Genomic DNA, 24,874 nt, shown 5'->3' on the forward strand with positions numbered 1-24,874 from the left:
AGAACAGCGCGACAGAACCACCGGGGGCGACATGGCCAATCAGAACGACAGCTTCATCGACGAGGTCACCGAGGATCTGCGGCGCGATCGGCTGTTCCGCCTGTTCCGCCGCTACGGCTGGATCGTGCTGCTGGCCATCCTGGGCATCGTCCTGGGCGCGGCCTGGCGCGAATATTCCCGCAGCCAGCACGAGACGCGGGCCGAGGTCTGGGGCGACGCCATCCTGTCCGCCGAACAGGCGCAGGACCGGGTCGCGGCGCTGTCGGCGGTCGATCCGCAAGGCGGCGCCGGGCGCAAGGCCCTGTCCGAGATGCTGGCCGCCGGCTTCGAGGCCGAGGCCGGCCTGGACCAGAAGGCCGCCGAGCGGCTCAAGGCCGCGGCCGACGCGGTCAAGGACGACCCGGTGCTGCGCGACCTGGCGCTGCTCAAGGCGGTGATGGCCGCGGGCCCGGCCATGGACGCGGCCGAGCGCGACCGCATCCTGTCCGAACTGTCCAAGGCCGGCGCCCCCTTCGAACTGCTGGCGCTGGAGCAGAAGGCGGTGGCGCTGATCGGCGCCGGGCGCAAGGAGGACGCGATCATGCTGATCGGCCAGATCCAGCAGAAGGACGGCCTGTCCGAACCCTTGCGCCGCCGCCTGTCCGAGATGATGATCACGCTGGGCGCCGAGCCCGAGCGTGCCGAGGGTCCCGGCCCGCAGTCCATGCCGGCCCCGACCGCGAACTGACGCCGCCCGGCGGCAAGACCAGGAAACTGCGCCGCGGCCCGCGCCGATCCCGCGCCGGCCCGGAAAGAGGAGAGAGCGATGACGAGGCTGCCCCTGATCGCCGCTTTGGCCGGGCTGACCGCCCTTTCGGCCTGCCAGCAGCGTGACACCATCCTGCCCGGAGAGCGGCTGGACCCGCGCGCGGTGCTGTCGCCCGACGGGCCGGTGGCCGAAGGGGCGCAGGCGCCGACCACCGCCGCCCTGTCGCTGCCGCCGGTGCGCGGCAACAGCGACTGGCCGCAGCGCGCCGGCAGCGCCAGCCACGCCTCGGGCAACATGGCGATCGGCGCCGGCACCAGCCGCGTCTTCGCGGTGGCGATCGGCCAGGCCTCGGACAAGCGCCACCGCATCACCGCCGATCCGGTGGTGGCGGCGGGCTTGGTCTTCACGCTCGACAGCCAGTCCACCGTCACCGCCACCACGACCGGCGGCGGCCGGGTCTGGAGCGTCGATCTGCGCCCGGCCGGCGAAGGCGGACGCAGCGTCTCGGGCGGCGGGCTGGCCTTCGAGGGCAACCGGGTCTTTGCCACCACCGGCTATGGCGAGCTGGTGGCGCTGGACGCGCGCACCGGCGGCATCGCCTGGCGCCAGCGCGTCGATGCGCCCATCGGCGGCTCGCCCACGGTGCAGAACGGCGTGGTCTATGTCGGCGGCCGCGACGCCACCAGCTGGGCGGTGCGCGCCAATGACGGCAAGGTGCTGTGGCGCGCCTTCGGCAATGACGGCATGGCCGGCGTGATGGGCGTCTCGGCCCCGGCGGTCGCAGGCTCGACGGTGGTCTTCCCCTTCGCCACCGGCGAGATCATGGGCGTCGATACCAACACCGGCAACCAGCTGTGGACCGCCAATGTCGCCGGCCAGCGCCTGGGCCGCGCCGTGGGCTATTTCCGCGACGTCACCGGCGATCCGGTGATCGCGGGCGGCACGGTCTATGCTGGCACCAGTTCCGGTCGGGTCGCCGCCTTCGACCTCGCCACCGGCGCGATGAAATGGGAGGCGCGCGAGGGTGCCTCCAGCCCGGTGCTGGCGGTCGGTAATTCGGTCTTCCTGGTCAACGACCAGGCGCAGCTGATCCGGCTGGATGCCGCGAACGGCGGCCGGGTCTGGGCGCAGAAGCTGCCCTATTTCACCCAGAATGTCATCCGCAAGCAGCAGAAGGTCTGGAACCATTACGGGCCGGTGCTGGCGGGGAACAAGCTTTACCTTGCCGGCTCGGACGGCTATCTGCGCGTCTTCGATCCCGCCTCGGGCGCGCTGATCGGCACTGCCCAGATCCCGGGCGGTGCCGCGGCGGCGCCGGCCGTGGCGGGCCAGACCCTTTACGTCGTCACCCATGACGGCCAGTTGATCGCGTATAGATGAGCTTCACCCTCGCCATCGTCGGGCGGCCGAATGTCGGCAAGTCCACCCTGTTCAACCGCCTGGTCGGCAAGCGCCTGGCGCTGGTGGACGACCAGCCGGGCGTGACCCGCGACCTGCGCGAGGGGCAGGGGCGCCTGGGCGACCTGCGCTTCATCGTGGTCGATTCGGCCGGCCTGGAAATGGCCGAGGACGACAGCCTGCAAGGCCGCATGCGCCGCCTGACCGAACGCGCGGTCGATGAGGCCGACGTCTGCCTGTTCGTCATTGACGCCCGCGCCGGCGTGACGGCGGCCGACGAATATTTCGCGGACATCCTGCGCAAGCGGGCGAAACACGTCATTCTGGCCGCCAACAAGGCCGAGGGCCGGGCCGGCGAATCGGGCGCGATCGAGGCCTATGCCCTGGGCCTGGGCGAGCCGCTGCGGCTTTCGGCCGAGCATGGCGAGGGCATGGACGACCTCTATCGCGCGCTTCTGCCGCTGGCCGAGGCGTTCGAGGCCGCCAACGTCCAGCAGGCGCCCGAGACCGACATCGACCTGCCCGAGGACGGCGACGAGAAAGACGACGAAAGCTGGCGTCCCTCGGCCGCGAAGCCCCTGCAGATCGCGGTGATCGGCCGGCCGAACGCCGGCAAGTCGACGCTCATCAACAAGATCCTGGGCGAGGACCGGCTGCTGACCGGCCCCGAGGCCGGCATCACCCGCGATTCGATCAGCGTCGGCGCCGATTTCATGGGCACGCCGGTCCGCATCTTCGACACCGCCGGGATGCGGAAAAAGGCGCGCGTCACCGACAAGGTGGAAAAGCTCTCGGTCGCCGACGGGTTGCGCGCCGTGCGCTTCGCCGAGGTGGTGGTGGTGCTTCTGGACGTCGGCATCCCCTTCGAGCAGCAGGACCTGCGCATTGCCGATTTCGCCGAGACCGAGGGCCGCGCCGTGGTCATCGCCGCGAACAAGTGGGACCTAGAAGAGGACAAGCCGCAGAAGCTGAACGAGCTGCGCGAGGCGTTCGAGCGGCTCTTGCCGCAGCTGAAGGGGGCGCCCTTGGTGACGGTCTCGGCCCGCACCGGCAAGGGGCTGGACCGGCTGCACAATGCGATCCTGAAAGCGCATGAGGTCTGGAACCGCCGCATTCCGACCGCGCGGCTGAACCAGTGGCTGGGCGCCATGACCGAGGCGCATCCGCCGCCGGCACCGGGCGGACGCCGCATCCGGCTGCGCTACATGACCCAGGTGAAAACCCGGCCGCCGGCCTTCGTGGTCATGGCGACGCATACCGACAAGCTGCCCGACAGCTATCAGCGCTATCTGATCAATGGCTTGCGGGCGGATTTCGACATGCCCGGCACGCCGATCCGGCTGACCTTCCGCGATCAGGGGACGAAAAACCCCTATCGGGACAAGGCCAACAAGATCAACCAGTCCGGCGCGCTGTCCAAGCACAAGACCCGGCAAAAGCCCAAGGGCGCCTAGCAGGCTGCTGAAAAAGAGCTCCGAGAGGGCGTCGGGACGGAAAATCGTTCCGGGCCCGACGAGCATCGGCCAAAGGACAGCGTATTTGCGGACAATTCGAGGTGAACCTCCGCTTTCTGTCCATGTGTCGCGTGACGGGACTTTTTCAGCAGCCTGCTAGGTCGTCACCCGCACCAGCGCCACGGCGATGATGGCGATGGCGACCACCGTGGCGGTGGCGATGGTGGCGTCGGTGGTGACGGTGCCGGCGGCGATGCCGATCAGCCCCCAGATCAAGGCCACGCTGAAGCCGATGCGCTTGGGCATGCGCAGTTGCACCCCCACCGCCGCCACCGCGCCGATCAGCAGCGCGATCAGCGCGGCGGATGTTTGCGGCACGCCCAGGCGCTGTTCCAGCAGGCCGGTGAACAGGGCGAAGCTGACCAGCAGCGCCCAGCCGGCAACGAAGCCCAGCGTCGAGCTGCGCTGCACCACCGGACCCACCCGAACGCCGCGCAGCGCCGCGGCCAGCGTGCCCGCCAGCGTGACGGTGGACAGCAGGAAGCTGATCAGCGGGTAAGGCGACAACAGCCAGGGCCACAGCGCCCCGACCAGCAGGCTGACGATCAGCGGCCCATGCTCGGCCAGATTGCCGTCGCGCTCGTGCAGGCGCAGCAGGTCGCCCGGTACTGGCGGCCCGGCGCCTTGCGGCGGCAGCGGCCGGCCCTCGATCTCGGCCGCCTGCCGGGCCCGCGCCAGCCGCCGGCCCTCCAGCCTCAGCCGCAGGGCGTGATAGCCCAGCGCCGCCCAGGTTGCCGCCAGCAGCCCCGTCATGGCCGGGCTGTCCGGGCGCAGGAACAGCTGCGCCAGATCGACCGGCGGCACCTGCTCTGACAGCACGAGCGAATCGGCGGGCGGCGATGGCGGCACGGGCGCCGCCGGCCAAAAGGCGTAAAGCATCGTGCTGGCGACAAAGACCAGCGCCGCCAAGGTCAGCAGGTTGGTGCCGATGCGGGACATGCGCAGGAAACGCCTTGCGCCCGCGGCGGGTTTCGCAGTCCCGGCGGGATTTCAGGCTAGGGTGCCGTCCGTGCCCAGCCGGGTTTTGCCGCCCAGATAGGGATGCAGCGCCGGCGGCAGATCGACAGAACCGTCCGCCTGCTGGCCGTTTTCCAGCACTGCGATCAGCGTGCGGCCCACCGCCAGGCCCGAGCCGTTCAGCGTATGCACGAACTCGGGCTTGCCGCCGCCCTCGGGGCGATAGCGGGCGTTCATGCGCCGGGCCTGGAAATCGCCGCAATAGCTGACGCTGGAAATCTCGCGATAGCGGTCCTGGCCGGGCAGCCAGACCTCCAGGTCATGGGTGATGCGGGCGCCGAAGCCCATGTCGCCGCCGCACAGCACGATGGTGCGATAGGGCAGGCCCAGCCGCTCCAGCACCGCCTCGGCGCATTTCGTCATCCGGGCATGTTCGGCCACGCCCTGCTCGGCATCGGTGATCGAAACCATCTCGACCTTCTCGAACTGGTGCTGGCGCAGCATGCCGGCGGTGTCGCGCCCGGCGCTGCCGGCTTCCGAGCGGAAGCACTGGCTATGCGCGACCATGCGGCGCGGCAGGCTGGCATGGTCGACCAGCGCGCCGTTCACGGTATTGGTCAGCGTCACCTCCGAGGTCGGGATCAGCCACCAGCCCTCGCGGGTCTGATAGCTGTCCTCGCCGAATTTCGGCAGCTGGCCGGTGCCCTCCATCATCTCGGACAGCACCAGCACCGGGGTCCAGGTCTCTTCCAGCCCATGTTCGCTGCTGTGCAGGTCCAGCATGAACTGCGCCAAGGCCCGCTGCACCCGGGCGACGCCGCCCTTCAGCACCACGAAGCGCGCGCCGGAGAGCTTGGCGGCGGTCTCGAAATCCATGCCGGGCTTGACGCCCCCGATCTCGAAATGCTCGCGCGGGGTAAAGTCGAAACCGCGCGGCGTGCCCCAGCGCCGGATCTCGACATTGTCTTCCTCGTCCTTGCCGGGCGGCACGCTGTCCAGCGGCAGGTTCGGGATCGTCAGCAGCAGCGCGCGCAACTGCCCGTCCAGCGCCGAGGCCTCGGCCTGCATGGCGGCGATCTCGTCCTTCTTGGCGCCGACCAGGGCGCGCAGCCGCTCGAACTCGGCCTCGTCGCCGCGGCCCTTGGCGGCGCCTGCCTCCTTGCTGGCCTTGTTCTGCTCGGCCTGCGCGGTCTCGGCGGCCGCGATGCGGGCGCGACGCTCGGCATCCAGCGACAGGATCTGCGGCGACACCGGGGCCAGGTTGCGCAAGCCCAGGGCGGCGTCGAAAGCGGCGGGGTTTTCGCGGATGGCGCGGATGTCGTGCATGATCGTCCCTCTGACAGGCTTGTGCCGCAGGGGATAGCGCAAAGCGCCGCGCGGTGAAAGACTTCAGCGGGCCAGCGCCAGCATGTCCCGCAACACCGGAAAGAACTTCTCGGCGCCGGGATAGCCCTCGAAGCGCGTCACCTCGGCGCCCCCACTGAGCAGGATGAAGGTCGGCGTCAGCCAGGGCCGCCGGGCCAGCGCCAGCCCGTCGGGATAAGGGCCGTCGCGATCGACCACCATCAGCGGGGCGGCCTTGCCCTCGGGGTGCTCGGCATAGACCGGCGCGATCTCGCGGTCCCACTGCGCGCAATAGACGCAGCCCCTGCGCCGCACCATCAGCAGTCGCAAGGCCGGCGCGGCCAGGACCGCCCTTGCCGCGAAAACCGCCATCCCGGCCAGCATGATCCGTCGCGTCAGCATCATGGCGGCAAGCTAGGCGCCCTCTTTCGGCGGGACAAGCACGTTTACAGTTCTTCTGTGTGCAAATATCCACGGGGGGTGCGGGGGCGGTAGGCCCCCGCCAGCGACAGCCGGGGAGGGGCGAGAGCATGGACGAGTTGACGGAACCGCTGGTGCAGGGAAACCGCCGCGCCTTGTCGCGCGCGATCACGCTGATCGAAAGCACCCGCCCCGAACACCGCGCCCGCGCCGTCCGGCTGCTCTCGGAACTGCCGCCGCGCCAGGCGCTGCGCATCGGGCTTTCGGGCACGCCGGGCGTCGGCAAGTCCACCTTTATCGAGGCTTTCGGCAAGATGCTGACCGCGCAGGGGCTCAAGGTCGCGGTGCTGGCGGTCGATCCCAGCTCGGCCCGCTCGGGCGGCTCGATCCTGGGCGACAAGACCCGGATGGAGACGCTGAGCCGCGATCCGCTGGCCTTCATCCGCCCCTCGCCCTCGCGCGCCGAACTGGGCGGCGTCGCCCGCCGCACGCGCGAGACGGTGCGTCTGTGCGAAGCGGCCGGGTTCGACGTGGTGCTGATCGAGACGGTGGGCGTCGGCCAATCCGAGACCCTGGTCGCGGAAATGTCGGACCTCTTCATCCTGCTGCTGGCCCCGGCCGGCGGCGACGAGCTGCAGGGCGTCAAGCGCGGCATCATGGAGATCGCCGACATCATCCTGGTCAACAAGGCCGACGGCGAGCTGCGCGAGACGGCGATGCGCACCGTCGCCGATTACGCCGGCGCGCTGCGGCTGCTGCGCAAGCGCCCCTACGATCCCAAGGGCTTTCCCAAGGCACTGCCGGTCTCGGCCTATTCCGGCGAGGGGCTGGACACGGCCTGGGCCGAGATGACCGAATTGGCCGACTGGCGCCGCGCCGAGGGGCATTTCGACGCCCGCCGGGCCGAACAGGCGCGGCACTGGTTCCTGTCGGAACTGCGCGCCGGCCTGCTGGCGCGGCTGGACCGCCCCGAGGTCCGCAGCCGGCTTCGCAAGATCGGCGATGCCGTGGCGCGGGGCGACAGCGACCCGGATCGGGCGGCGGCGCAGATGCTGGGCTGGCTGGCCGGGCCCGGTGATTCGCATGACCATCCCGCCTGACCCGGCCGCCGAACTGGCCGCATTGCTGGGCCATGCCCCGGCGGAAGGCGCCGCACTGGCCTCCGCCTGGCTTGCCACGCCGCTGGGGCCGATGATCGCGGTCGCCGACCGCCGCCGGCTGCACCTGCTGGAGTTCGCCGACCGCAAGGCGCTGCCGGCCCAGATGCGCCGGCTGTCGCGACAGGGCGGCGGCCGCGTCGGCCTGGGCCGCACCCCGGTCACCGACCGGGCCGAGGCGCAGCTGACCGCCTGGTTCGCCGGGACGCGCGCCGGTTTCGACCTGCCGCTGGAGCCGGGCGGCACCCCCTTCCAGCACCTGGTCTGGCAAGAGCTGCAGCGGATTCCGCCCGGCACCACCATCAGCTATGCCGAGCTGGCCCGGCGCATCGGCCGGCCCGCGGCGGTGCGGGCGGCGGCCTCGGCCAACGGCGCCAACCGGATCGCGTTGGTGATTCCCTGCCACCGCGTCCTGGGCACGAACGGGGGGCTGACCGGCTATGGCGGCGGGCTGTGGCGCAAGCAGGCGCTGATCCGTCACGAAAGCGACAGGTTCGGCGGGCAAACTGCGCCGGATCGGGCGGCGACCGGGGATTCCCGGCCCGAAAAGGCTTGACGCGCCGCCGCGCTGGCCTTATTTCCCCGCAGACGGATTTCCGGGCGCCACGCGGCGCCCTTTCATATTGCGGGCGCCCGGCCCGCGCTGGATCGAATCGAAGGAAAAAGATCATGTCGCGCGTTTGCGAACTGACCGGCAAGGGCCCGATGAGCGGCAACAACGTCTCCCACGCCAACAACAAGACTCGTCGTCGCTTCCTGCCGAACCTGAACGACGTCTCGCTGCTGTCGGAGAAACTGGGCCGCAGCTACCAGCTGCGCATCTCGGCCGCGGCGCTGCGCTCGGTCGATCACCGCGGCGGCCTGGACGCCTTCCTGGCGAAAGCCAAGGACGCGGAACTGTCGGACCGCGCCCTGAAGATCAAGCGCGAGCTGGCGAAAGAAGCCTGAGCCGTTCTCCTCGCCGGGCCTGTCGATTCGAGGCCCGCGCGCGGATGCGATGCGCCCCGCCCTTCGGCGGGGCTTTTGCATGTCCGGGGCAGGGAAACCCGGCGCCGGCCTGTGCCGCCGGCGCGGAAACGGCCGGGCGGGGCGGGCTGCAAAAGCCCGCGTGATACGATGGGTATGGCCGGAAACCGGGAAATCCGTCTTGAATTGGCAGGAAACGCCCGGTTTTCAGGCCAATCCTTACCAGATACAGAACGATTTTCGCGATGGGGCCTGCTCAAAATCCGTTTTGAGCAACCTGTTAGCGCCGGGCCTCGGTCCGGGCGATCAGTTCCTCGACCTTGGGCCCCAGCGCCTCGACGATCAGGCCGACGCCCTTGGCCGAGGCATGCAGCTGATCCTCTTGCAGCAGCGACAGGTATTGCTCGTCCGGGCCGTCGTAGAGCGGCTGGTAGAGGTTCTCAAGCACCAGCGCATCGTGGCGGGCACCCAGCCGCGGCCAGATCCCGGCCCATTCCTCGCGCAACGGCGCATCCTTCTGGGGCAGGGCGATGCCGACCAGCAGCAGCGGCCGGCCGTTCTGGCCCGCCTGGGACAGGATGGAATCCAGGTTGTCCTCGACCATCGCTGGCCCGAAGCCCATGAGCAGGTCGTTCCCGCCCAGTTCGACGATCACCGCATCGGGCCTGTGCCGCGCCAGGGAATAGCCGATCCGCACCCGTCCGCCGGCGGTGGTATCGCCGGAAAGCCCGCCGTTGAGCACGATCACGTCATGGCCGCGCGCCCTCAGCCAGGCTTGCAGCTGCGGCACCAGCCCCTGGCCACGCTTTAGCCCGTAACCCTCGGTCAGGCTGTCGCCGAAGGCGAGGATGCGCAGCGGCGCGGCGGCCAGGGGCCCCGCCGCCAGCGCCAGCATCAGGGACAGCATCAGGGACAGCAGAAGAGCTTTCAATCTCATCCGGCACGCCTCAATCGCAACGCGTTACTGACAACGAAGACCGAGGACAGCGCCATCGCCCCGGCCCCCAGCATGGGTGACATCTGCGGCCCGCCGAAGGGCACCAGCGCCCCCATGGCCACGGGAATCAGGGCGACATTATAGCCGAAGGCCCAGAACAGGTTCTGCCGGATATTGCGCATGACGCTGCGTGACAGGCGGATCGCGCGGGCGACGCCCAGCGGATCGCCGCCGACCAGCACCACCTCGGCCGATTCGATGGCGACATCGGTGCCGGTGCCGATGGCGATGCCGGTCTCGGCGGCCGCCAGCGCCGGGGCGTCGTTGATGCCGTCGCCGACGAAGACCGTGCCCGCGCCCATGTCGCGGATCGCCTTCAGCTTGCCCTCGGGCAGGACGCCCGCCGTCACCGCGTCGATGCCCAGCCGCCGGCCCACCGCCTGCGCCGTGGCCGGCACGTCGCCCGAGATCATCGCCGTGCGCAGCCCCAGCTCATGCAGCTCGGTCACGGTCTGGGCCGCCTCGGGCCGCACCGGATCGGCCAGCGCCATGGCGGCGACATGGCGGCCGTCCACCGCCAGATGCACCGGCGTCGCGCCGTCCATGGCCCAGCCCTCGGCCCGGTCCAGCAGCGCGGGGGCGGCGGGAATGCCGGCCTCGGCCAGGGCGGCGGCATTGCCGATCAGCAGCGCGTGGCCCTCGACCTTGGCCGACAGGCCGCGGCCGGCGCTGGCGGCGACGGCGCTGGCCGGCGCCAGGGTCAGCCCTTCGCGCCGGGCGGCGGCCAGGATCGCGGTCGCCAGCGGATGTTCCGAGCGCGCCTCGGCGCTGGCGGCCAGGTGCAGGGCCTCGGCCGAGGTGATGCCCTCGGTTTCCAGCTGGGTCAGCGCGGGGGCGCCCTGGGTCAGGGTGCCGGTCTTGTCGAAGGCGACGATGCGGGCCTCGGCCAGCCGTTGCAGCGCATCGCCGCGCCGGAACAGCACGCCCAGTTCCGCCCCGCGCCCGGTGCCGACCATGATCGAGACCGGCACGGCAAGCCCCATGGCGCAGGGGCAGGCGATGATCAGGACCGAGATCGCGGCGACCAGCGCCGGCCCCAGCGTGCCGGCGAAGACCATCCACAGCACGAATGTCAGCGCCGACAGCGCCATGACCGCCGGCACGAAGACTGCCGTGACCCGGTCCACCAGCGCCTGCACCGGGAGCTTGGCCGCCTGCGCGTCCTCGACCATGCGGATGATGCGCGCGAGCACCGTGTCGGCGCCGGTCGCGGTGACGCGGAAGCTCAGCGCCGCGCCCGTGTTGACCGTGCCGCCGGTCACCGTGTCGCCCGGCGTCTTCAGCACCGGCACCGGCTCGCCCGTCAGCATGGATTCGTCGACATGGCCGCTGCCCTCGGTCAGCACACCGTCCACGGCCACCCTTTCGCCGGGGCGCAGGTGGACGATGTCGCCGGGGCGCAGTTCGGCCACCGGCAGGGTGCGGGTCTGGCCGTCGCGTTCGACCATGGCCTCGTCTGGGGTCAGTTCGATCAGCCGGCGGATGGCGTCGCCGGCCTGGCCCTTGGCGCGGGCCTCCAGCCAGCGGCCCAGCAGGATCAGGGTGACGATGACCGCGGCGGCCTCGAAATAGACATGGCGCGAATCCGGCGGCAGCAGGCCAGGGGCGAAGGTCGCGACGGTCGAATAGAGCCAGGCCGCCGAGGCGCCGAGCGCGACCAGGCTGTTCATCTCGGGCGCGCGGCGGGCGAGCGCCGGGAAGCCGATGCGGAAGAACATCCGCCCCGGCCCGGCCAGGACCGCCGTGGTCAGCAGGAACTCTAGGATCCACAGCGTTTGCTGGCCCAGGGCCATATGCAGCCAGTGGTGGAAGGCCGGGAGGGCATGGCCCCCCATCTCGGCCACGAAGACCGGCAGGGTCAGCACCAGCGCGACCAGGAAATGGCGTTTCAGCATCGCGGCGTCGCCGCCATGGTCGTGCATGTGATGGCCGGCCTCGGCCTGCACCTCGGTTGGGTAGCCCTTGGCGGTCACGGCCTCGGCCAGCGCCTGCGGCGTCACGGCGGGGGAATGCAGCACCGTGGCGCTGCCGGTCGCCAGGTTCACCTGCGCCGAGCTTACGCCCGGCAGGGCCGCGAGCGCCTTCTCGACCCGGCCCGAGCATGAGGCGCAGGTCATGCCCGCGACGTTCAGCCGGGTCTGAAGCGGTTCGGCCGGATAGCCGGCCTTTGCCAGCGCCGCGACGGCACCGGGCAGGGCCTCGGGCGTGTCGATACGGAAATGCGCCCGGCCGGTGGCGAGGTTCACCTGCGGGTCGGAAAGGCCGGGCACGGCGCGCAGCGCCTTTTCGACGCGCCCCACACAAGAGGCGCAGCTCATGCCGGTGACGGTCAGCTCGGCATCGTTTCGGTGTTTGGTCATGGGTCCTGTCCTGTCGGAATGGCGGGAAATTCGCGATTCAGACAGGCAGGGGCGGGGCCTGCGGGCGTTGCGGCGGGTCGTGCAGCACCCGCATCAGCGGCGGCGGTCCGTCGGGCGCGGGGCGCCAGCGCAGCGGATGGCCATTGCCGGCCAGCACCGGGCGGGCCAGCCGCCTGCGTGCGCCAAGGTGACAGCGGCAATGCCGGTCGCCCCGTCCCCGGCACAGATGCGGCGGCCGCACCGCCGCGCGGCGGAGCGGATGGCAGCAGGGCGTGGCGGTCGCACTTGGCATGACGAGGGGTCCTTTCCCGATGCAAGCTAGGCACGATCCGCCTGCGATTCAACCGTTTCACGGCGCTTTGAGTTGATCCCGCGCGCGTGAGCGGTTACGCGGATGATCAAGGATTTCAAGGATTCAGGACGCACAGATGAACCGCAGACAGATGCTGATGGCCACCTTGCCGCTCTTGGCCGCGCCCACGCTGCTTTTCGCGCAGGACAGGACGCTGCCCGCCGCGCCCGCTGCCAAGGCCGAGCCGAAGCGCGACCCCTATGCCCCGACCGAAGTGGCGATCCGCAACGATTTCGAGGTCGGCAGCATCGTCGTGGTATCGAAGGACTTCTTCCTCTACCATGTCGTCGCGCCGGGCCGGGCGGTTCGCTATGGCGTCGCGGTCGGCAAGGACGAGCTGGTCTGGAAGGGCCGCGCCACCGTCGGCCGCAAGACCGAATGGCCGAGCTGGCGCCCGACGCCGGCGATGATCAAGCGCAAGCCGGCGCAATACGGCAAATGGGCCGACGGCATGCCGGGGGGGCCGACCAACCCGCTGGGGGCCCGCGCGCTTTACATGTACGACGCCAAGGGCAACGACACCTCGATCCGCATCCACGGCACGACCGAGCCGAATTCGATCGGCCGCGCCGTCTCGAACGGCTGCATCCGCATGCGCAACGAGGCCGTGATGGACCTTTACGAGCAGGTTCCGGTCGGCACCCCGGTCTATGTCTACTGATTGGACATTCGGCTGACATCGCTGTCGGATCCGGCGCTGGCCGGGTTCGACACCGTGATCGACACGCGCTCGCCCTCGGAATTCGCCGAGGACCACTTGCCGGGCGCGATCAACCTGCCGGTGCTCTCGGACGAGGAGCGCGCGCAGGTCGGCACGATCTACAAGCAGGTTTCCCCGTTCGACGCCCGCAAGCTCGGCGGCGCCCTGGTCGCCGCCAATGCCGCGCGCCATATCGCCGGCCCGCTGGCGGGGTTCGGTGGCGGCTGGCGGCCGCTGGTCTATTGCTGGCGCGGCGGGCAGCGCTCGGGCGCCTTTGCCACCATCCTGGGGCAGATCGGCTGGCGCGTCGGCCGCATCGAGGGCGGCTACAAGGCCTGGCGGTCGCTGGTGGTGGCGCGGGTGACGGCCGATGTCGCGGTGCCGGTCGTGGTGCTGGACGGCAATACCGGCAGCGCTAAGACCGAGATCCTGCAGCGCCTCGCGGCGCGCGGGCACCAGGTGCTGGACCTGGAGGGGCTCGCCAACCATCGCGGCAGCCTGTTCGGCGCCCTGCCGGGCGGGCAGCCGTCGCAGAAGCTGTTCGAAAGCCGGCTTGCCATGGCGCTGGAGGCGCTGGACCCTTCGCGTCCGCTGCTGGTCGAGGCCGAAAGCTCGCGCATCGGCGAGGTCAACCTGCCGCGCGGCATCTGGCAGGCGATCATCGCCGCGCCCCGCCTGCGGCTGGCGGTGCCCGTCGAAGCCCGTGCCGCCTATACCGCCCGAAGCTACGGCGATGCCTGCGCCGACCCCACCCGGGTGGCGCACATTATCGAAAGTCTGCGCCCGCTGCATCCGGCCGAGCGCATCGCGGATTGGCTGCGCCTGGTCGAGGCGCGGGACTGGACCGGCCTGTCGCTGGGACTGATGCGCGACCATTACGATCCGCGCTATGACAAGCACCGCGCCCGGCACGACGACGGTCGCAGCCGGGTGGTGGCGTTGCAGCGGCTGGACGATCTGGACGCGGCGACGGCCCGGGTCGAGGCGGCGCTGGCCGGGCTCAATCGGTGAGGGCATCGCCTGCCGGCGCGGTCGGCGGCCTCCGGCGGGGATATTTGCACACAAAAGAAGCTCAGGCGCCGAGAAGGCGGCGCAGGATGCGTTCCAGTTTGGCCGCGCCCAGGGGCGCCATCGCCTTGGTGTGGTCGTGGCTGATCGCTTCGTCCGAGAGCCCGGCGCCCATGTTGGTGATGACCGAGATGGCGGCGCAGTCGAGGCCGAGGAAGCGCGCCAGGATGATTTCCGGCACGGTGGACATGCCGACGGCATCGGCGCCCAAGGTGCGGGCGGCGCGGATCTCGGCCGGGGTTTCGAAGCTGGGGCCCGAGAACCAGCAATAGACGCCTTCGGGCAGGGCGAGCCCCTCGGCGGCCGCGGCGGCTTGCAGGGCGGCGCGCAGGCCCGGGTCGTGGGCGGCGGTCATGGGGACGAAGCGGGCGTCGCTCGGCTCGCCGATCAGCGGGTTGGTGCCGGAGAAGTTGATGTGGTCCGAGAGCAGCATCAGCGCGCCGGGCGGCAGGTCGGGGCGCAGCGAGCCCGCGGCATTGGTCAGAATCAGGCGCCGGCAGCCGAGTGCCTTGAGCACCTCCAAGGGCAGCCGCATGGCGTCGGCGCGGCCGGATTCGTAGTAATGTGCCCGGCCGCCGAAGACCGCGACGCGTCGCCTCTCGAGCCGGCCGATCACCAACTGTGGCACATGGCCCGAGACCCCGGCATGGGGAAAGCCCGGCAGGTCGGAATAGGGGATGGCCGTGCCCTGAACCGCCGACGCCAGATGGCCCAGGCCCGAGCCCAGCACCAGCCCGTATTCCGGTGGTTCCACGCCGGCGCGGGCGCGGATCAGGGCGGCAAGCTCAGCGCTCTTTGACATAGGGTTCTCCGCCCGCGCGCGGCGGGATGGCGCGGCCGACGAAACCCGCGAGGATGATGACGGTCAGGATATAGGGCAGGGCGTTCATGAACATCGACGGCACCGTGACCAGCCCCAGGTCGAGGTTCGGATAGCGGTTCGCCACCGCCTCCATCAGGCCGAAGAGGAAGCAGGCGCCGAGCGCCGACCAGGGCCGCCATTTGGCGAAGATCAGCGCCGCCAGCGCGATGAAGCCGCGCCCGGCCGTCATCTCCTTGACGAAGCCGGCCGAGATTGCCGTGGCGAGATAGGCCCCCGCGATCCCACACAATGCGCCGCAGATCAGCACCGCCGCGTAGCGCAGCCGCGTGACCGAGACGCCGGCGGTATCGACCGAGGCCGGATTCTCGCCCACCGCCCGCAGCCGCAGCCCGAAGCGGGTGCGATAGAGCACCCACCAGGTCAGCGGCACCATGGCGAAGGCCAGATAGACCAGCACCGAATGGCCCGAGATCAGCTCGGCATAGAGGCGCCCGATCACCGGCACCGGCCGCAGGGCGTCGGCGAAGGGCAGGGTGATCTCGTTGAACCGCGCGGCGCCTTGCAGCGACGGCGTGCGGCCGCCGAGCGCAAAGATCTTCTGCCCCAAGAGCACCGTCAGCCCCGAGGCGAGGAAGTTGATCGCCACGCCCGAGATCAGCTGGTTGCCGCGGAAGGTGATCGAGGCCAGCCCATGCAGCGCCGCCAGCGCCAGCGCGCCGCCGATCCCGGCCAGCAACCCCAGCCATGCGCTGCCGGTCGCATAGGCCACCGCGCCGGCGCAAAAGGCCGCCATCAGCATCTTGCCCTCCAGCCCGATGTCGAAGACCCCGGCCCGTTCCGAATACAGCCCGGCCAGGCAGGCCAGCAGCAGCGGCACCATCAGCCGCACGGCGGAATCGAGGATCTGGATCAGCGTCGCGAAATCCATCACGCCCCCCTGCGGCCGCGCGCGAACAGCCGTTCCAGCGGCAGGCGCACTATATTGTCCAGCGCGCCGGTGAACAGGATCACCAGCGCCTGGATCACCACGATCAGCTCGCGCGGGATCGAGGTCCACAGCGCCAGCTCGCCCCCGCCCTGGTAGAGGAACCCGAAGAGCAGCGCCGCCAGGAACACGCCGAAGGGATGGTTGCGCCCCATCAGCGCCACGGCGATGCCGATGAAGCCCGCGCCCTCGACCGCGTTCAGGACCAGCCGCTGCGCCTCGCCCATGACGTTGTTGACCGCCATCAGGCCCGCCAGCCCGCCCGAGATCAGCATGGCAAGCACGGTGATCCGCACGGGCGAGATCCCGGCGTAAAGCGCCGCCGGCTCGGATTTGCCGAAGGCGCGGATCTCATAGCCCAGCCGTGTGCGCCAGATCAGCAGCCAGACCAGCAGGCAGGCGGCGATGGCGATGAAGAAGGTGACGTTCACCGGCGTGTCCTCGCCCCAGGCGAAGCCGAAGCCCGCCGCCATTTCGGACAGTTTCGGCAACTGCGCCCCGGCGGGAAAGCGGGCGGTGGCGGGGTCCATGCTGCCGACCGGGCGCAGCACGTTGACCAGCATATAGTTCAGCACGGCCGCGGCGATGAAGTTGAACATGATGGTGGTGATGACGACATGGCTGCCGCGCCGGGCCTGCAGCCAGGCCGGGATCAAGGTCCAGAGTGCGCCGAACCCGGCCGCCCCCAGCATCGCCGCCGGCAGCGCCAGCGCCCAATGCGGCCAGGGCAGCGCCAGCAGCACCAGCGCCACCCCCAGGCCTCCCATCGCCGCCTGGCCCTCGCCGCCGATGTTGAACAGGCCGGCGTGATAGGCGACCATGACCGCCAACCCGGTAAAGACGAAATTCGTGGCGTAATACAGTGTGTAGCCCAAGCCATAGCTCGACCCCAGCGCGCCCTCGACCATGACCTTCAGCGCCTCGACCGGGCTTTCGCCGATGGCCAGGATCACCAGCGCCGAAAGCGCAAAGGCCAGAACCAGCGAGATCAGCGGCGTCAGGATCACATCGGCCCATGTCGGCATCCGTTCCATCAGCGCGCTGCCCCTGGTTCTTTCCGTTGTCCAAATACCCCCGCCGGAGGCCGGCCGCGCGGCATCACGAGACCACCTCGGGGCGGGTCGCGGGATCGACGCCGGCCATCAGGCAGCCCAATTCGCCGGTCGTCGCCTGATCGGGCAGGCGCTCGCCCATGATGCGGCCGTCGAACATGACCGCGATCCGGTCCGACAGCGCCAGGATCTCGTCCAGCTCGACCGAGACCAGCAGCACCGCCTTGCCGGCATCGCGCAAGGCGACGATGCGCTTGTGGATGAACTCGATGGCGCCGATGTCGACGCCGCGCGTCGGCTGCCCGACCAGCAGCAGGTCGGGGTCGCGCTCGACCTCGCGGGCGACGACGATCTTCTGCTGGTTCCCGCCCGAGAAATTCTTCGCCGCAAGCTCGGGGTCGGGCGGGCGGATGTCGAAACGCGCGATCTTGTCCGCCGCGTCGGCGCGGATGGCGGCGTGATCCATCAGGCCGCCGCGGTTGTATTCCGGCGCGTCCTGATAGCCGAAGGCCGTGTTCTCCCAGGCCGAGAAATCCATGATCAACCCTTCGGTCTGCCGGTCCTCGGGGACGTGGCCGATGCCGGCCGCGCGGCGGGCGCGGCCGTTCGAGCCGGCCAGCGCCAGCGGCGCGCCCTTCAGCCGGATCTCGCCCGAAAGCGTCGCGCCGGCCTCGGGGAAACCGCCGAGGATCTCCAGCAGCTGCGTCTGGCCGTTGCCGGCGACGCCGGCGATGCCCAGGATCTCGCCCGCGCGGATGTCGAGGTCGATGCCGCGCAGCCGCTCGACGCCCTGGGCATCGACCATGCGCAAGCCCCGCAGTTCCAGCACCGGGGCGCCGGGCGCGGCCGGCGGCTTCTCGACCCTGAGCAGCACCTTGCGGCCGACCATCAGCTCGGCCAGTTCGGCCGGGCCGGTCTCGGCGGTCCTGACCGAACCCACCATCTCGCCCCGCCGCATGACCGAGACATTGTCGGTCGCCGCCATGATCTCGCGCAGCTTGTGGGTGATCAGGACGATGGTCTTGCCCTCGTCCCGCAGGCCCCGCAGGATGCGGAACAGGTGGTCGGCCTCGGCGGGGGTCAGCACGCCCGTGGGCTCGTCCAGGATCAGGATCTCGGCCCGGCGATACAGCGCCTTCAGGATCTCGACCCGCTGCTGGTGGCCGACCGACAGGTCCTCGACCAGCGCGTCGGGATCGACCTGCAGCCCGTATTCCGCCGCCAGCCGCTTCAGCTCGCCCCGGGCGCGCGACAGCGACGGGCGCAGAAGCGCGCCGTCCTCGGCGCCCAGGATCACGTTTTCCAGTACGGTGAAGTTCCGCACCAGCTTGAAATGCTGGAACACCATGCCGATGCCGGCGCGGATCGCGGCCTGGCTGTCGGCGATCTGGGTGGGCCGGCCGTCGATCAGGATCTCGCCCGCGTCGGGACGATAGAAGCCGTAGAGGATCGACATCAGCGTCGACTTGCCGGCGCCGTTCTCGCCGATGATGCCGTGGATGGTGCCGCGCGGCACCACCAGGTCGATGTCCTTGTTGGCCTGCACCGGCCCGAAGGCCTTGCAGATCCCCCGCAATTCGATCGCGGGGGCGCCGGCCGATGCCATCACTTCACCGGGCAGGTGTTGTCGGTCATGTAGTCGTGGACCTTGACCGAGCCGTCCTCGATGCTTTTGGTCGCGGCCTCGACGGCGGCGGCCATTTCCTCGGTGATCAGCGGCTTGTTGTCGTCGTCCATCGCCACCGAGACGCCGCCGGATTTCAGGTCCATGACCTTGACGCCCGGCTGGATCTCGGTGCCGGCCTTGAAGGATTCATAGACCGAATTGTCCACGCCCTTGACCATCGAGGTCAGCACCTTGCCCGGATGCAGGTGGTTCTGGTTGCTGTCGACGCCGATGGACAGGATCCCCGCGTCCGCCGCCGCCTGCAGGACGCCGATGCCGGTGCCGCCGGCCGCGGCATAGATCACGTCCGCCCCCTGCGACAGCTGGGCCTTGACCAGCTCGCCGCCCTTGACCGGGTCGTTCCAGGCGGCGGGCGTGGTGCCGGTATAGTTGACGATGACCTTGCCGTCCGGCCGCGCGGCCTTGAAGCCCTGGGCATAGCCGCATTCGAACTTGTGGATCAGCGGGATGTCCATGCCGCCGATGAAGCCGACCGTGCCCGATTTCGATGCCTGCGCCGCCAGCACGCCGGCCAGGTACGAGCCCTGTTCCTCGGTAAAGACGATGGATTGCACGTTGGGCTGTTCGACCACCATGTCGATCAGGACGAATTTCGTGTCCGGATAGTCCGGCGCCACCTTGTTCAGCACCTCGCCGAAGGCGAAGCCGGTCATCACGATGGGGTTGGCGCCCGATTGCGCCAGCCGGCGCAGCGCCTGTTCGCGCATCGCCTCGGACTGCATCTCCAGTTCCTTGTAGCTGCCGCCGGTCTCGGCCTTCCAGCGCTCGGCGCCGTTATAGGCGGCCTCGTTGAACGACTTGTCGAATTTCCCGCCCAGGTCGAAGATCAGCGCCGGATCGGCCAGGGCCGCCAGCGGCAAAAGGCTCAGGCAGGCGCCGGTCAGCAGGAATTTCATCGGGGACATTTTGGAACCTCAACCTTGGGCGGGCGATTCAGCCCGCGGGATAGCCGGATTAGGGCGCAAGGGCCGGACTCCGTCAACCGTTTGTCGCGAGCCCCAGGGCACGGCGCATCAGGATCGCATCCAGCCCCGGCGCATAGTAGTTGCGCCGCCGGCCGGCGTTTTCCCAGCCGCGCCCGGCATAAAGCGCGATGGCGCCGGCATTGTCGGCCGCGACCTCCAGGAAAGCCATCTCGGCGCCGCGCGCCCGCGACGCTGCGGCGAAGTCCCGAAGCAGCTGCGCGCCCAGGCCCTGGCGCCGCGCCTCGGGGGCGACGGCCAGGGTCAGCAACTCGGCCTCGCCGGCGACGGCGCGGCCCAGCAGGAAACCCTGCGGGCGGACGAGCAGGAAATTCAGCGGGCTTTTCAGCAGCGCGTCGAATTCCGGCGCCGACCAGGGCCGGGGATGGGCCGCGAAACAGCGCAGATGCAGTTCGGCAAGCTGGTCGGGGCGGGTCACGGCGGTCAGGGCAGCATCACCGGGCCGCGGTCGCGCGCGGGCGCGGCATCGGCGGGACGCAGGTAGATCGGCGCCGGGCGCGGCAGGCCGGGCGCGGCGCGGCGGTCCAGGGCGATGCGGGCGATGGCCTCGGCCAGCGGCAGCAGGGGGTGGCGATGCACCGGCGGGCCGGGCGGCAGGTCGTGGACCGCCCCCTGCCGGGGCCGGCTGTCCAGCCCGGGTCCGAAATCCTGCCACAGCACCTCGCCGTCGCGGGCGGGCAGCAGCACGCGGCAGGGCCGGGCCAGGCCATGGGCGGCGGCCTCGGCCCGGCCGACGCCGACGGCGGGGATGCCCAGAGACAGCGACAGCCCGCGCGCGGCGGCGACGGCGATGCGGATGCCGGTGAAATTGCCCGGCCCGGTGCCGCAGCCGATCACCGAGAGGTCGCGCCAGCCGACGCCGGCCTGGGCCAGCAGGTCCTGCAGCAGCGGCATCAGCCGCTCGGCCTGGCCGCGGGCCATGTCTTCCTGCGCCTGGGCCAGCACACGGTCGCCTTGCAGCAAAGCGGCCGCGCAATGCGCGGCCGATGTGTCGAAGCCCAGCGACAGCGGCTCAGCCAACAGGGCGGACCTCGGTCACTTCGGGGATATAGTGGCGCAGCAGGTTTTCGATGCCCATCTTCAGCGTCAGCGTGGACGAGGGGCAGCCGGCGCAGGCGCCCTGCATGTGCAGATAGACCACGCCGCGGTCGAAGCCGTGGAAGGTGATGTCGCCGCCGTCCTGGGCCACGGCCGGACGCACGCGGGTGTCCAGCAGCTCCTTGATCTGGGTAACGATTTCGGCATCCGGGCCCGATTGCTCGTTATGGCCGCTGGCGGCGGTGCCCTCGATCGCCGGGGCGCCGGACTGGTAATGCTCCATGATCGCGCCCAGGACCGAGGGCTTCAGGTGGTCCCAGACCGCGTCGTCGGCCTTGGTCACGGTCACGAAATCCGAGCCGAGGAACACGCCGGTCACCCCTGGCACCGCGAAGATGCGGCGGGCCAGCGGGCTGGCGGACGCGGCCTCGGCCTGGGGGAAATCGGCGGTGCCGCTGCCCAGCACGGTTTCGCCCGGCAGGAATTTCAGCGTCGCGGGGTTCGGGGTGGTTTCGGTCTGGATGAACATGGCGCGGGCTCCTTTGTCCGGGGATATGGGGATCGAAGGGGGCGCAAGTCAAGCCGAAGCGGGCATCCCGTTCGCGGCGGCGAGCCCGGAAAAAGCCAGCAGGTTCACCAGGGCATGGGCAAGCGCGCCCGCGCCCGCGGTCCCAGAGGACAGCCGCGCCGCCATCATGAAGGGTGCGATCAGCGCCGCGCCCAGCAGCAGGCGCAGGGTGTCCTGCCCGGCCAGCCCCGCGCCCGCCGCCGGCGCCAGGTGCCACAGCACGAACAGCGCCGCCGCCAGCGCCTGCGCGCCCGGGCCCGGATCCGGGATCAGCGCGCCGCGCCAGAAAGCCTCTTCCAGCGCGCCGTTCAGCGCCGCCGCCAGCACCACCGCCGCCAGCACGCCGGGCGACAGCCGCAGCAGCGTGCCGCCCTGCCAGGCCAGCGCCGCCAGCACCAGCGCGACCAGCGCCAGCACTGCCGGCACCGAGGGCCGGCGCAGCCGCAGCGACCATCCGCCGCAGCGGGCCAGGGCAATCGCCAAAGCGGTCCAATAGGCCGCCAGCCCCGCCAGCTGCGCGTCGAGCGGCCGCAGGCCGGACTGCCCCAGCAGATGGAACAGCGCCGCAAGACCCGGGATCGCCAGCACCGCCGCCAGCGCCAGGGGCCGGTTCATCCGGTGATCTGCTCCAGCCGCTCGCGCGAGATGTCGCCGGGCACGATGGTGACGGGGCAGGGCAGGGTCGCCACCTCGCGCAGCAGCCGGGTGACCAGCGGCCCCGGCCCTGCGCTTTCGGTCGAGGCGCCCAGCACCACCACGCCGATCTCGGGGTCGGCGCCGATCTGGGCCAGAAGCTCGTTGCCCGGCTCGCCCTCGCGCACCACCAGCTCGGGTTCGATCCCCGGCCGGTCGCGCATCCATTTTGCAAAGACCTCGTAATGCGCCTCGATCCGCTCATAGGCCTCGGCGCGCATCACCTCGGCCACGCCCATGCCGTGCTGGATGGCGTTCGCGGGGATCACCGCCAGCACCTGCACCCCGCCGCCGGTGCGGGATGCGCGCAGGGCGGCATAGCGGATGGCGTTCAGGCATTCGCGCGAATCGTCCAGAACCACCAGAAATTTCCGCATCGCTCTCCGTCCGGTTGCCCCGATCTGGGCAAAGACTGGCCGAAAGGACACGCTGGCGCAAGTCTTGTGCGCTTTCCCTCTTGCGACGGTTTGCAATTCAGGGGTGCTGTGTTACTCGACTTAGGTTAGCCAAAGCGCCGAACGCGGGACGGAATTGTGACAATCCACCAAGATTGGGAAAAGGCCGACATCGCCCGGCTCGCCACCTTGCCTCAGCCCGCCATGTCCTGGTTCCAGGCCGACGGCAGAGCGGTCGCGGCCATGCCCCTTTCGAAACGGCTGTTCGACATCGTGCTGGCGCTGGTGTTGCTGGTGCCGCTTTCGGTCGTCATGGCCGTCTTCGCGCTGATCCTGCTGGTGGTGCAGGGCCGTCCGATCTTTTACGCCGCGCCCCGCATGCTGGCGCCCGGCCGGACCTTTACCCATCTGAAGTTCCGCACCATGTTGCGGCAAGAGGACGATTTCGGCGTCACCGGCGCGCACAAGGCCTGGCGCATCACGCCCTTGGGCCATTTCATGCGGCGCACCCGCATCGACGAGCTGCCGCAGCTGTTCAACATCCTCAAGGGCGACATGAGCTTCGTCGGCCCGCGCCCGACCATCCGCGAATATGTGGACCGCTATCCGGCGGTCTATGGGCAGGTGCTGAAAAGCCGCCCCGGCGTCACCGGGCTCGCGACGCTGATCTATCACCGGCACGAGGACAAGATCCTGCGCCGCTGCAAGAGCGCCGAGGCGACCGAGGCCGCCTATGCCGGCCGCTGCCTGCCGACCAAGCTGAAGATCGACCTGATCTATCAGAAGAACCGCACCCTGGGGCTGGACCTGTGGATCCTGTGGCGCACGATCCTGGTCGTGGTCTACAAGGACGAACGCCCGCGCCGGCGCGGCCGCAACTGATCCCTGACGGCCGCCCTCGCGGCGGCCCTTCGTCCTCTGGCGCCCCGCCGTTTTCTGCCCTAGTTTCGCCGATGCGAAGACGGGGACATGAGTTTGCAGCACAGAATCCTGGTGACGGGCCGGGTTCATCGGCAGCCACCTGGTCGAGCGCCTGCTGGCCGAGGGGCGTGACGTCACCGTCCTGGACGACCTGTCCAGCGGGCGCCGCGCCAATCTGCCCCCGGATGTGCGGCTGATCGCCGGCGACGTCGCAGACGGCGCGCTGCTCGACTCGCTGCTGCAAGACGTCGACCGGGTCTTTCACCTGGTAGCGCGGGTTTCGGTGCAGCTGTGCATTTCGGACTGGATGGCGGCGCATCGGGTGAACCTGGGCGGCACCATGGCCGTGCTGCAGGCCGCGCAGCGGGCGGGCAAGGTGCCGGTGGTCTATGCCTCTTCCGCAGCGGTCTATGGCAACCGCTCGGGCGCCGCTTGCGCCGAGGATGACCTGCCGCTGCCGATCTCGCCCTATGGCGCCGACAAGCTCGGCTCCGAGCATCAGGTCCGCGCCATGGCCGAGGTGCATGGCCTCGCCTCGGTGGGCCTGCGCTTCTTCAACGTCTACGGACTGAGGCAGGACGCGGCATCGCCCTATGCCGGGGTGATCTCGAAATTCTGCGCCAATCGACGGGCCGACCGGCCGCAGGTGATCTTTGGCGACGGCGGCCAGAGCCGCGACTTCATCTATGTCGCCGACGTGGTCGAGGCGCTGCTGCGTGCCGGCGCGTCGGCGGCGCAGGGCGGCGGCGCCCGGGTCTTCAACATCTGCACCGGCGCCGGCACGACGCTGCTGGAGCTGGTGGCGCAGCTCGACCTCCTGGCCGGACGCGGCGCGAGCCCGGTCGAACATGCCGCTCTGCGCAGCGGCGACATCCGCGAGTCGCTGGGCAGCCCGCTGGCCGCGCGCGAGGGCTTCGGCTTCATCGCCCGGACCGGCATCGCCGAGGGGATGCGGGCGCTGTGGGATCAGCCGGGAAACGGCGCCGGGTCGTAGCCCACGCCGGTCAGGTACAGCCCCTGCGGCGGGCAGACCGGACCGCAGGCGGCACGGTCGCGGGCGGCCAGTGCCTGCGCCACGCGGCAGGGCGGCCAGGACCCGGCACCGACCCGCTCCAACGTGCCGACGATCGAGCGCACCTGGTTGTGCAGGAAAGACCGCGCCCGCAGGTGAAAGCGGAATTCGCGCCCCTGCGGGATGGCGATTTCCTCAATGCGGATCTGGTCCAGCGTCTTTACCGGGCTGTTCGACTGGCACATGGTCGAGCGGAAGGTGGTGAAGTCGTGCAAGCCCAGCAGATGCGCGGCCCCGGCCCGCATGGCGTCAAGGTCCAGCGGGTTCTGCACCTGCCAGACCCGGCCGCGATCATGCGTGACCGGCGCGCGCCGGGCGACCAGCCGGAAGGTATAGCGCCGCTCATGCGCCGAGAAGCGGGCGTGGAAATCGTCGCCGACCCGCGCGGCCGACAGGATGGCGACCGGCGCGGGCTTCAGATGCCAGTTCAGCGCCTCGGACAGCCGGAACGGGTCCCAGTCGCGGGCCAGATCGGCATGGGCGACCTGGCCGGTGGCATGGACGCCGGCATCGGTGCGGCCGGCCGCGGCGATCCGGGCGCCCTGCGCGAAGCCGGGGTCGAGCCGGGCCAGCGCCGCCTCGATGGCACCCTGCACGCTGGGCTGGTCGGCCTGGGCCTGCCAGCCGGCGAAGGGCGTGCCGTCATATTCGATCAGCAGGGCGAAGCGGGGCATCT

The 24,874-nt window shown here is 70.3% G+C and carries 27 protein-coding genes; 10 read left to right on the forward strand and 17 right to left on the reverse strand.

Annotated features, from left to right (window positions below):
- Window positions 1-31 precede the first annotated feature (31 nt).
- The 3 genes from JCM7685_RS03710 to der all read left to right on the forward strand — a co-directional run bounded on the left by JCM7685_RS03710 (window position 32) and on the right by der (window position 3,600).
- Window positions 32-727: a hypothetical protein gene (locus JCM7685_RS03710; protein ID WP_074970228.1), complete on the forward strand. Its 696-nt coding sequence runs from the start codon at window positions 32-34 to the stop codon at window positions 725-727.
- A 78-nt stretch (window positions 728-805) separates the two neighbouring features.
- Window positions 806-2,128 (forward strand): PQQ-binding-like beta-propeller repeat protein, encoded by a 1,323-nt coding sequence (locus tag JCM7685_RS03715; protein ID WP_074970226.1) that lies wholly within the window; start codon window positions 806-808, stop codon window positions 2,126-2,128.
- Entirely contained in the window at window positions 2,125-3,600 is a 1,476-nt protein-coding gene (gene der / locus JCM7685_RS03720; protein ID WP_074970224.1) for a ribosome biogenesis GTPase Der, read from the forward strand. The genes JCM7685_RS03715 and der overlap by 4 nt, the downstream gene beginning before the upstream one ends.
- Before the next feature lie 156 nt (window positions 3,601-3,756).
- On the opposite strand, the gene JCM7685_RS03725 is transcribed toward der, so the two are convergent.
- The 3 genes from JCM7685_RS03725 to JCM7685_RS03735 all read right to left on the reverse strand — a co-directional run bounded on the left by JCM7685_RS03725 (window position 3,757) and on the right by JCM7685_RS03735 (window position 6,366).
- Complete coding sequence (locus tag JCM7685_RS03725; protein WP_074970222.1) at window positions 3,757-4,599, reverse strand: hypothetical protein; 843 nt, start codon at window positions 4,597-4,599, stop codon at window positions 3,757-3,759.
- A 51-nt stretch (window positions 4,600-4,650) separates the two neighbouring features.
- Window positions 4,651-5,943, reverse strand: coding sequence for a serine--tRNA ligase (serS, locus tag JCM7685_RS03730; RefSeq protein ID WP_074970220.1), 1,293 nt, complete (start codon window positions 5,941-5,943; stop codon window positions 4,651-4,653).
- 63 nt (window positions 5,944-6,006) lie between these two features.
- Window positions 6,007-6,366, reverse strand: a complete 360-nt coding sequence (locus JCM7685_RS03735; protein ID WP_083412924.1) for a thioredoxin domain-containing protein — start codon at window positions 6,364-6,366, stop codon at window positions 6,007-6,009.
- A gap of 125 nt (window positions 6,367-6,491) precedes the next feature.
- On the opposite strand from JCM7685_RS03735, the gene meaB reads away from it, so the two are divergent.
- From meaB to rpmB, 3 genes are all read left to right on the forward strand, one after another.
- A complete protein-coding gene (meaB, locus tag JCM7685_RS03740; protein WP_074970218.1) occupies window positions 6,492-7,481 on the forward strand; it encodes a methylmalonyl Co-A mutase-associated GTPase MeaB in 990 nt (329 codons plus the stop codon).
- Window positions 7,465-8,094, forward strand: a complete 630-nt coding sequence (locus tag JCM7685_RS03745) for a methylated-DNA--[protein]-cysteine S-methyltransferase (protein WP_074970216.1) — start codon at window positions 7,465-7,467, stop codon at window positions 8,092-8,094. The genes meaB and JCM7685_RS03745 overlap by 17 nt, the downstream gene beginning before the upstream one ends.
- Before the next feature lie 113 nt (window positions 8,095-8,207).
- Entirely contained in the window at window positions 8,208-8,486 is a 279-nt protein-coding gene (gene rpmB / locus JCM7685_RS03750; RefSeq protein ID WP_074970214.1) for a 50S ribosomal protein L28, read from the forward strand.
- Between the two features lie 298 nt (window positions 8,487-8,784).
- Here rpmB and JCM7685_RS03755 read toward each other — a convergent pair whose 3' ends face one another.
- The 3 genes from JCM7685_RS03755 to JCM7685_RS19495 are packed head-to-tail and all read right to left on the reverse strand — an operon-like array spanning window position 8,785 to window position 12,153.
- On the reverse strand, window positions 8,785-9,441 hold the full coding sequence (locus tag JCM7685_RS03755; protein WP_074970212.1) for an arylesterase: 657 nt from the start codon (window positions 9,439-9,441) through the stop codon (window positions 8,785-8,787).
- Entirely contained in the window at window positions 9,438-11,861 is a 2,424-nt protein-coding gene (locus JCM7685_RS03760; protein ID WP_074970210.1) for a heavy metal translocating P-type ATPase, read from the reverse strand. Before JCM7685_RS03760 ends, JCM7685_RS03755 begins: the two co-directional genes overlap by 4 nt.
- Window positions 11,862-11,898: 37 nt before the next feature.
- Window positions 11,899-12,153 carry a hypothetical protein gene (locus JCM7685_RS19495; protein WP_074970208.1) on the reverse strand — a complete coding sequence of 85 codons (255 nt, stop codon included), beginning with the start codon at window positions 12,151-12,153 and terminating at the stop codon, window positions 11,899-11,901.
- 136 nt (window positions 12,154-12,289) lie between these two features.
- Between JCM7685_RS19495 and JCM7685_RS03765 the strand changes: the two genes are divergently transcribed.
- The gene (locus tag JCM7685_RS03765) at window positions 12,290-12,874 is read left to right on the forward strand and encodes a L,D-transpeptidase (protein WP_074970206.1); all 585 of its coding nucleotides are present in this window, start codon (window positions 12,290-12,292) and stop codon (window positions 12,872-12,874) included.
- A complete protein-coding gene (gene mnmH, locus JCM7685_RS03770) occupies window positions 12,875-13,924 on the forward strand; it encodes a tRNA 2-selenouridine(34) synthase MnmH (RefSeq protein ID WP_074970204.1) in 1,050 nt (349 codons plus the stop codon).
- Between the two features lie 61 nt (window positions 13,925-13,985).
- Here mnmH and JCM7685_RS03775 read toward each other — a convergent pair whose 3' ends face one another.
- The 10 genes from JCM7685_RS03775 to JCM7685_RS03820 all read right to left on the reverse strand — a co-directional run bounded on the left by JCM7685_RS03775 (window position 13,986) and on the right by JCM7685_RS03820 (window position 22,187).
- A complete protein-coding gene (locus JCM7685_RS03775) occupies window positions 13,986-14,783 on the reverse strand; it encodes a purine-nucleoside phosphorylase (protein ID WP_074970202.1) in 798 nt (265 codons plus the stop codon).
- Window positions 14,767-15,732: an ABC transporter permease gene (locus JCM7685_RS03780; RefSeq protein WP_074970200.1), complete on the reverse strand. Its 966-nt coding sequence runs from the start codon at window positions 15,730-15,732 to the stop codon at window positions 14,767-14,769. The genes JCM7685_RS03775 and JCM7685_RS03780 overlap by 17 nt, the downstream gene beginning before the upstream one ends.
- Window positions 15,732-16,823, reverse strand: a complete 1,092-nt coding sequence (locus JCM7685_RS03785) for an ABC transporter permease (RefSeq protein WP_074970198.1) — start codon at window positions 16,821-16,823, stop codon at window positions 15,732-15,734. Before JCM7685_RS03785 ends, JCM7685_RS03780 begins: the two co-directional genes overlap by 1 nt.
- Window positions 16,824-16,887: 64 nt before the next feature.
- On the reverse strand, window positions 16,888-18,447 hold the full coding sequence (locus JCM7685_RS03790) for an ABC transporter ATP-binding protein (protein WP_074970196.1): 1,560 nt from the start codon (window positions 18,445-18,447) through the stop codon (window positions 16,888-16,890).
- On the reverse strand, window positions 18,447-19,433 hold the full coding sequence (locus JCM7685_RS03795; RefSeq protein ID WP_074970194.1) for a BMP family lipoprotein: 987 nt from the start codon (window positions 19,431-19,433) through the stop codon (window positions 18,447-18,449). Before JCM7685_RS03795 ends, JCM7685_RS03790 begins: the two co-directional genes overlap by 1 nt.
- A 73-nt stretch (window positions 19,434-19,506) precedes the next feature.
- Window positions 19,507-19,929 carry a GNAT family N-acetyltransferase gene (locus JCM7685_RS03800; protein ID WP_231964682.1) on the reverse strand — a complete coding sequence of 141 codons (423 nt, stop codon included), beginning with the start codon at window positions 19,927-19,929 and terminating at the stop codon, window positions 19,507-19,509.
- A 5-nt stretch (window positions 19,930-19,934) separates the two neighbouring features.
- A complete protein-coding gene (tsaB, locus tag JCM7685_RS03805) occupies window positions 19,935-20,534 on the reverse strand; it encodes a tRNA (adenosine(37)-N6)-threonylcarbamoyltransferase complex dimerization subunit type 1 TsaB (RefSeq protein ID WP_170848972.1) in 600 nt (199 codons plus the stop codon).
- Window positions 20,524-21,078 carry a NifU family protein gene (locus JCM7685_RS03810; RefSeq protein ID WP_074970190.1) on the reverse strand — a complete coding sequence of 185 codons (555 nt, stop codon included), beginning with the start codon at window positions 21,076-21,078 and terminating at the stop codon, window positions 20,524-20,526. Before JCM7685_RS03810 ends, tsaB begins: the two co-directional genes overlap by 11 nt.
- Window positions 21,079-21,126: 48 nt before the next feature.
- Entirely contained in the window at window positions 21,127-21,732 is a 606-nt protein-coding gene (locus JCM7685_RS03815) for a CPBP family glutamic-type intramembrane protease (protein WP_074970188.1), read from the reverse strand.
- The gene (locus tag JCM7685_RS03820) at window positions 21,729-22,187 is read right to left on the reverse strand and encodes a universal stress protein (protein WP_074970186.1); all 459 of its coding nucleotides are present in this window, start codon (window positions 22,185-22,187) and stop codon (window positions 21,729-21,731) included. Before JCM7685_RS03820 ends, JCM7685_RS03815 begins: the two co-directional genes overlap by 4 nt.
- A gap of 156 nt (window positions 22,188-22,343) precedes the next feature.
- Between JCM7685_RS03820 and JCM7685_RS03825 the strand changes: the two genes are divergently transcribed.
- Together JCM7685_RS03825 and JCM7685_RS03830 are read left to right on the forward strand one after the other, a co-directional pair.
- Window positions 22,344-23,087: a sugar transferase gene (locus tag JCM7685_RS03825; protein WP_083412923.1), complete on the forward strand. Its 744-nt coding sequence runs from the start codon at window positions 22,344-22,346 to the stop codon at window positions 23,085-23,087.
- Between the two features lie 139 nt (window positions 23,088-23,226).
- The gene (locus tag JCM7685_RS03830) at window positions 23,227-24,120 is read left to right on the forward strand and encodes an NAD-dependent epimerase/dehydratase family protein (protein ID WP_408634325.1); all 894 of its coding nucleotides are present in this window, start codon (window positions 23,227-23,229) and stop codon (window positions 24,118-24,120) included.
- Here JCM7685_RS03830 and truA read toward each other — a convergent pair.
- Complete coding sequence (truA, locus tag JCM7685_RS03835) at window positions 24,093-24,872, reverse strand: tRNA pseudouridine(38-40) synthase TruA (protein WP_074970182.1); 780 nt, start codon at window positions 24,870-24,872, stop codon at window positions 24,093-24,095. The genes JCM7685_RS03830 and truA overlap by 28 nt on opposite strands.
- Between the last annotated feature and the right edge of the window lie 2 nt (window positions 24,873-24,874).

The organism is Paracoccus aminovorans, assembly GCF_900005615.1.
Taxonomy (GTDB): domain Bacteria; phylum Pseudomonadota; class Alphaproteobacteria; order Rhodobacterales; family Rhodobacteraceae; genus Paracoccus; species Paracoccus aminovorans.

Coding starts and splice junctions, on each gene's coding strand:
- JCM7685_RS03795 (WP_074970194.1), bottom strand. CDS start 19,433: ATGTCCCCGATGAAATTCCTGCTGACCGGCGCCTGCCTGAGCCTTTTG.
- der (WP_074970224.1), top strand. CDS start 2,125: ATGAGCTTCACCCTCGCCATCGTCGGGCGGCCGAATGTCGGCAAGTCC.
- truA (WP_074970182.1), bottom strand. CDS start 24,872: ATGCCCCGCTTCGCCCTGCTGATCGAATATGACGGCACGCCCTTCGCC.
- JCM7685_RS03735 (WP_083412924.1), bottom strand. CDS start 6,366: ATGATGCTGACGCGACGGATCATGCTGGCCGGGATGGCGGTTTTCGCG.
- JCM7685_RS03765 (WP_074970206.1), top strand. CDS start 12,290: ATGAACCGCAGACAGATGCTGATGGCCACCTTGCCGCTCTTGGCCGCG.
- JCM7685_RS03815 (WP_074970188.1), bottom strand. CDS start 21,732: ATGAACCGGCCCCTGGCGCTGGCGGCGGTGCTGGCGATCCCGGGTCTT.
- JCM7685_RS19495 (WP_074970208.1), bottom strand. CDS start 12,153: ATGCCAAGTGCGACCGCCACGCCCTGCTGCCATCCGCTCCGCCGCGCG.
- JCM7685_RS03775 (WP_074970202.1), bottom strand. CDS start 14,783: ATGTCAAAGAGCGCTGAGCTTGCCGCCCTGATCCGCGCCCGCGCCGGC.
- JCM7685_RS03745 (WP_074970216.1), top strand. CDS start 7,465: ATGACCATCCCGCCTGACCCGGCCGCCGAACTGGCCGCATTGCTGGGC.
- JCM7685_RS03760 (WP_074970210.1), bottom strand. CDS start 11,861: ATGACCAAACACCGAAACGATGCCGAGCTGACCGTCACCGGCATGAGC.
- JCM7685_RS03810 (WP_074970190.1), bottom strand. CDS start 21,078: ATGTTCATCCAGACCGAAACCACCCCGAACCCCGCGACGCTGAAATTC.
- JCM7685_RS03755 (WP_074970212.1), bottom strand. CDS start 9,441: ATGAGATTGAAAGCTCTTCTGCTGTCCCTGATGCTGTCCCTGATGCTG.
- JCM7685_RS03785 (WP_074970198.1), bottom strand. CDS start 16,823: ATGGAACGGATGCCGACATGGGCCGATGTGATCCTGACGCCGCTGATC.
- serS (WP_074970220.1), bottom strand. CDS start 5,943: ATGCACGACATCCGCGCCATCCGCGAAAACCCCGCCGCTTTCGACGCC.
- rpmB (WP_074970214.1), top strand. CDS start 8,208: ATGTCGCGCGTTTGCGAACTGACCGGCAAGGGCCCGATGAGCGGCAAC.
- JCM7685_RS03780 (WP_074970200.1), bottom strand. CDS start 15,732: ATGGATTTCGCGACGCTGATCCAGATCCTCGATTCCGCCGTGCGGCTG.
- JCM7685_RS03820 (WP_074970186.1), bottom strand. CDS start 22,187: ATGCGGAAATTTCTGGTGGTTCTGGACGATTCGCGCGAATGCCTGAAC.
- meaB (WP_074970218.1), top strand. CDS start 6,492: ATGGACGAGTTGACGGAACCGCTGGTGCAGGGAAACCGCCGCGCCTTG.
- JCM7685_RS03790 (WP_074970196.1), bottom strand. CDS start 18,447: ATGGCATCGGCCGGCGCCCCCGCGATCGAATTGCGGGGGATCTGCAAG.
- JCM7685_RS03710 (WP_074970228.1), top strand. CDS start 32: ATGGCCAATCAGAACGACAGCTTCATCGACGAGGTCACCGAGGATCTG.
- JCM7685_RS03715 (WP_074970226.1), top strand. CDS start 806: ATGACGAGGCTGCCCCTGATCGCCGCTTTGGCCGGGCTGACCGCCCTT.
- JCM7685_RS03725 (WP_074970222.1), bottom strand. CDS start 4,599: ATGTCCCGCATCGGCACCAACCTGCTGACCTTGGCGGCGCTGGTCTTT.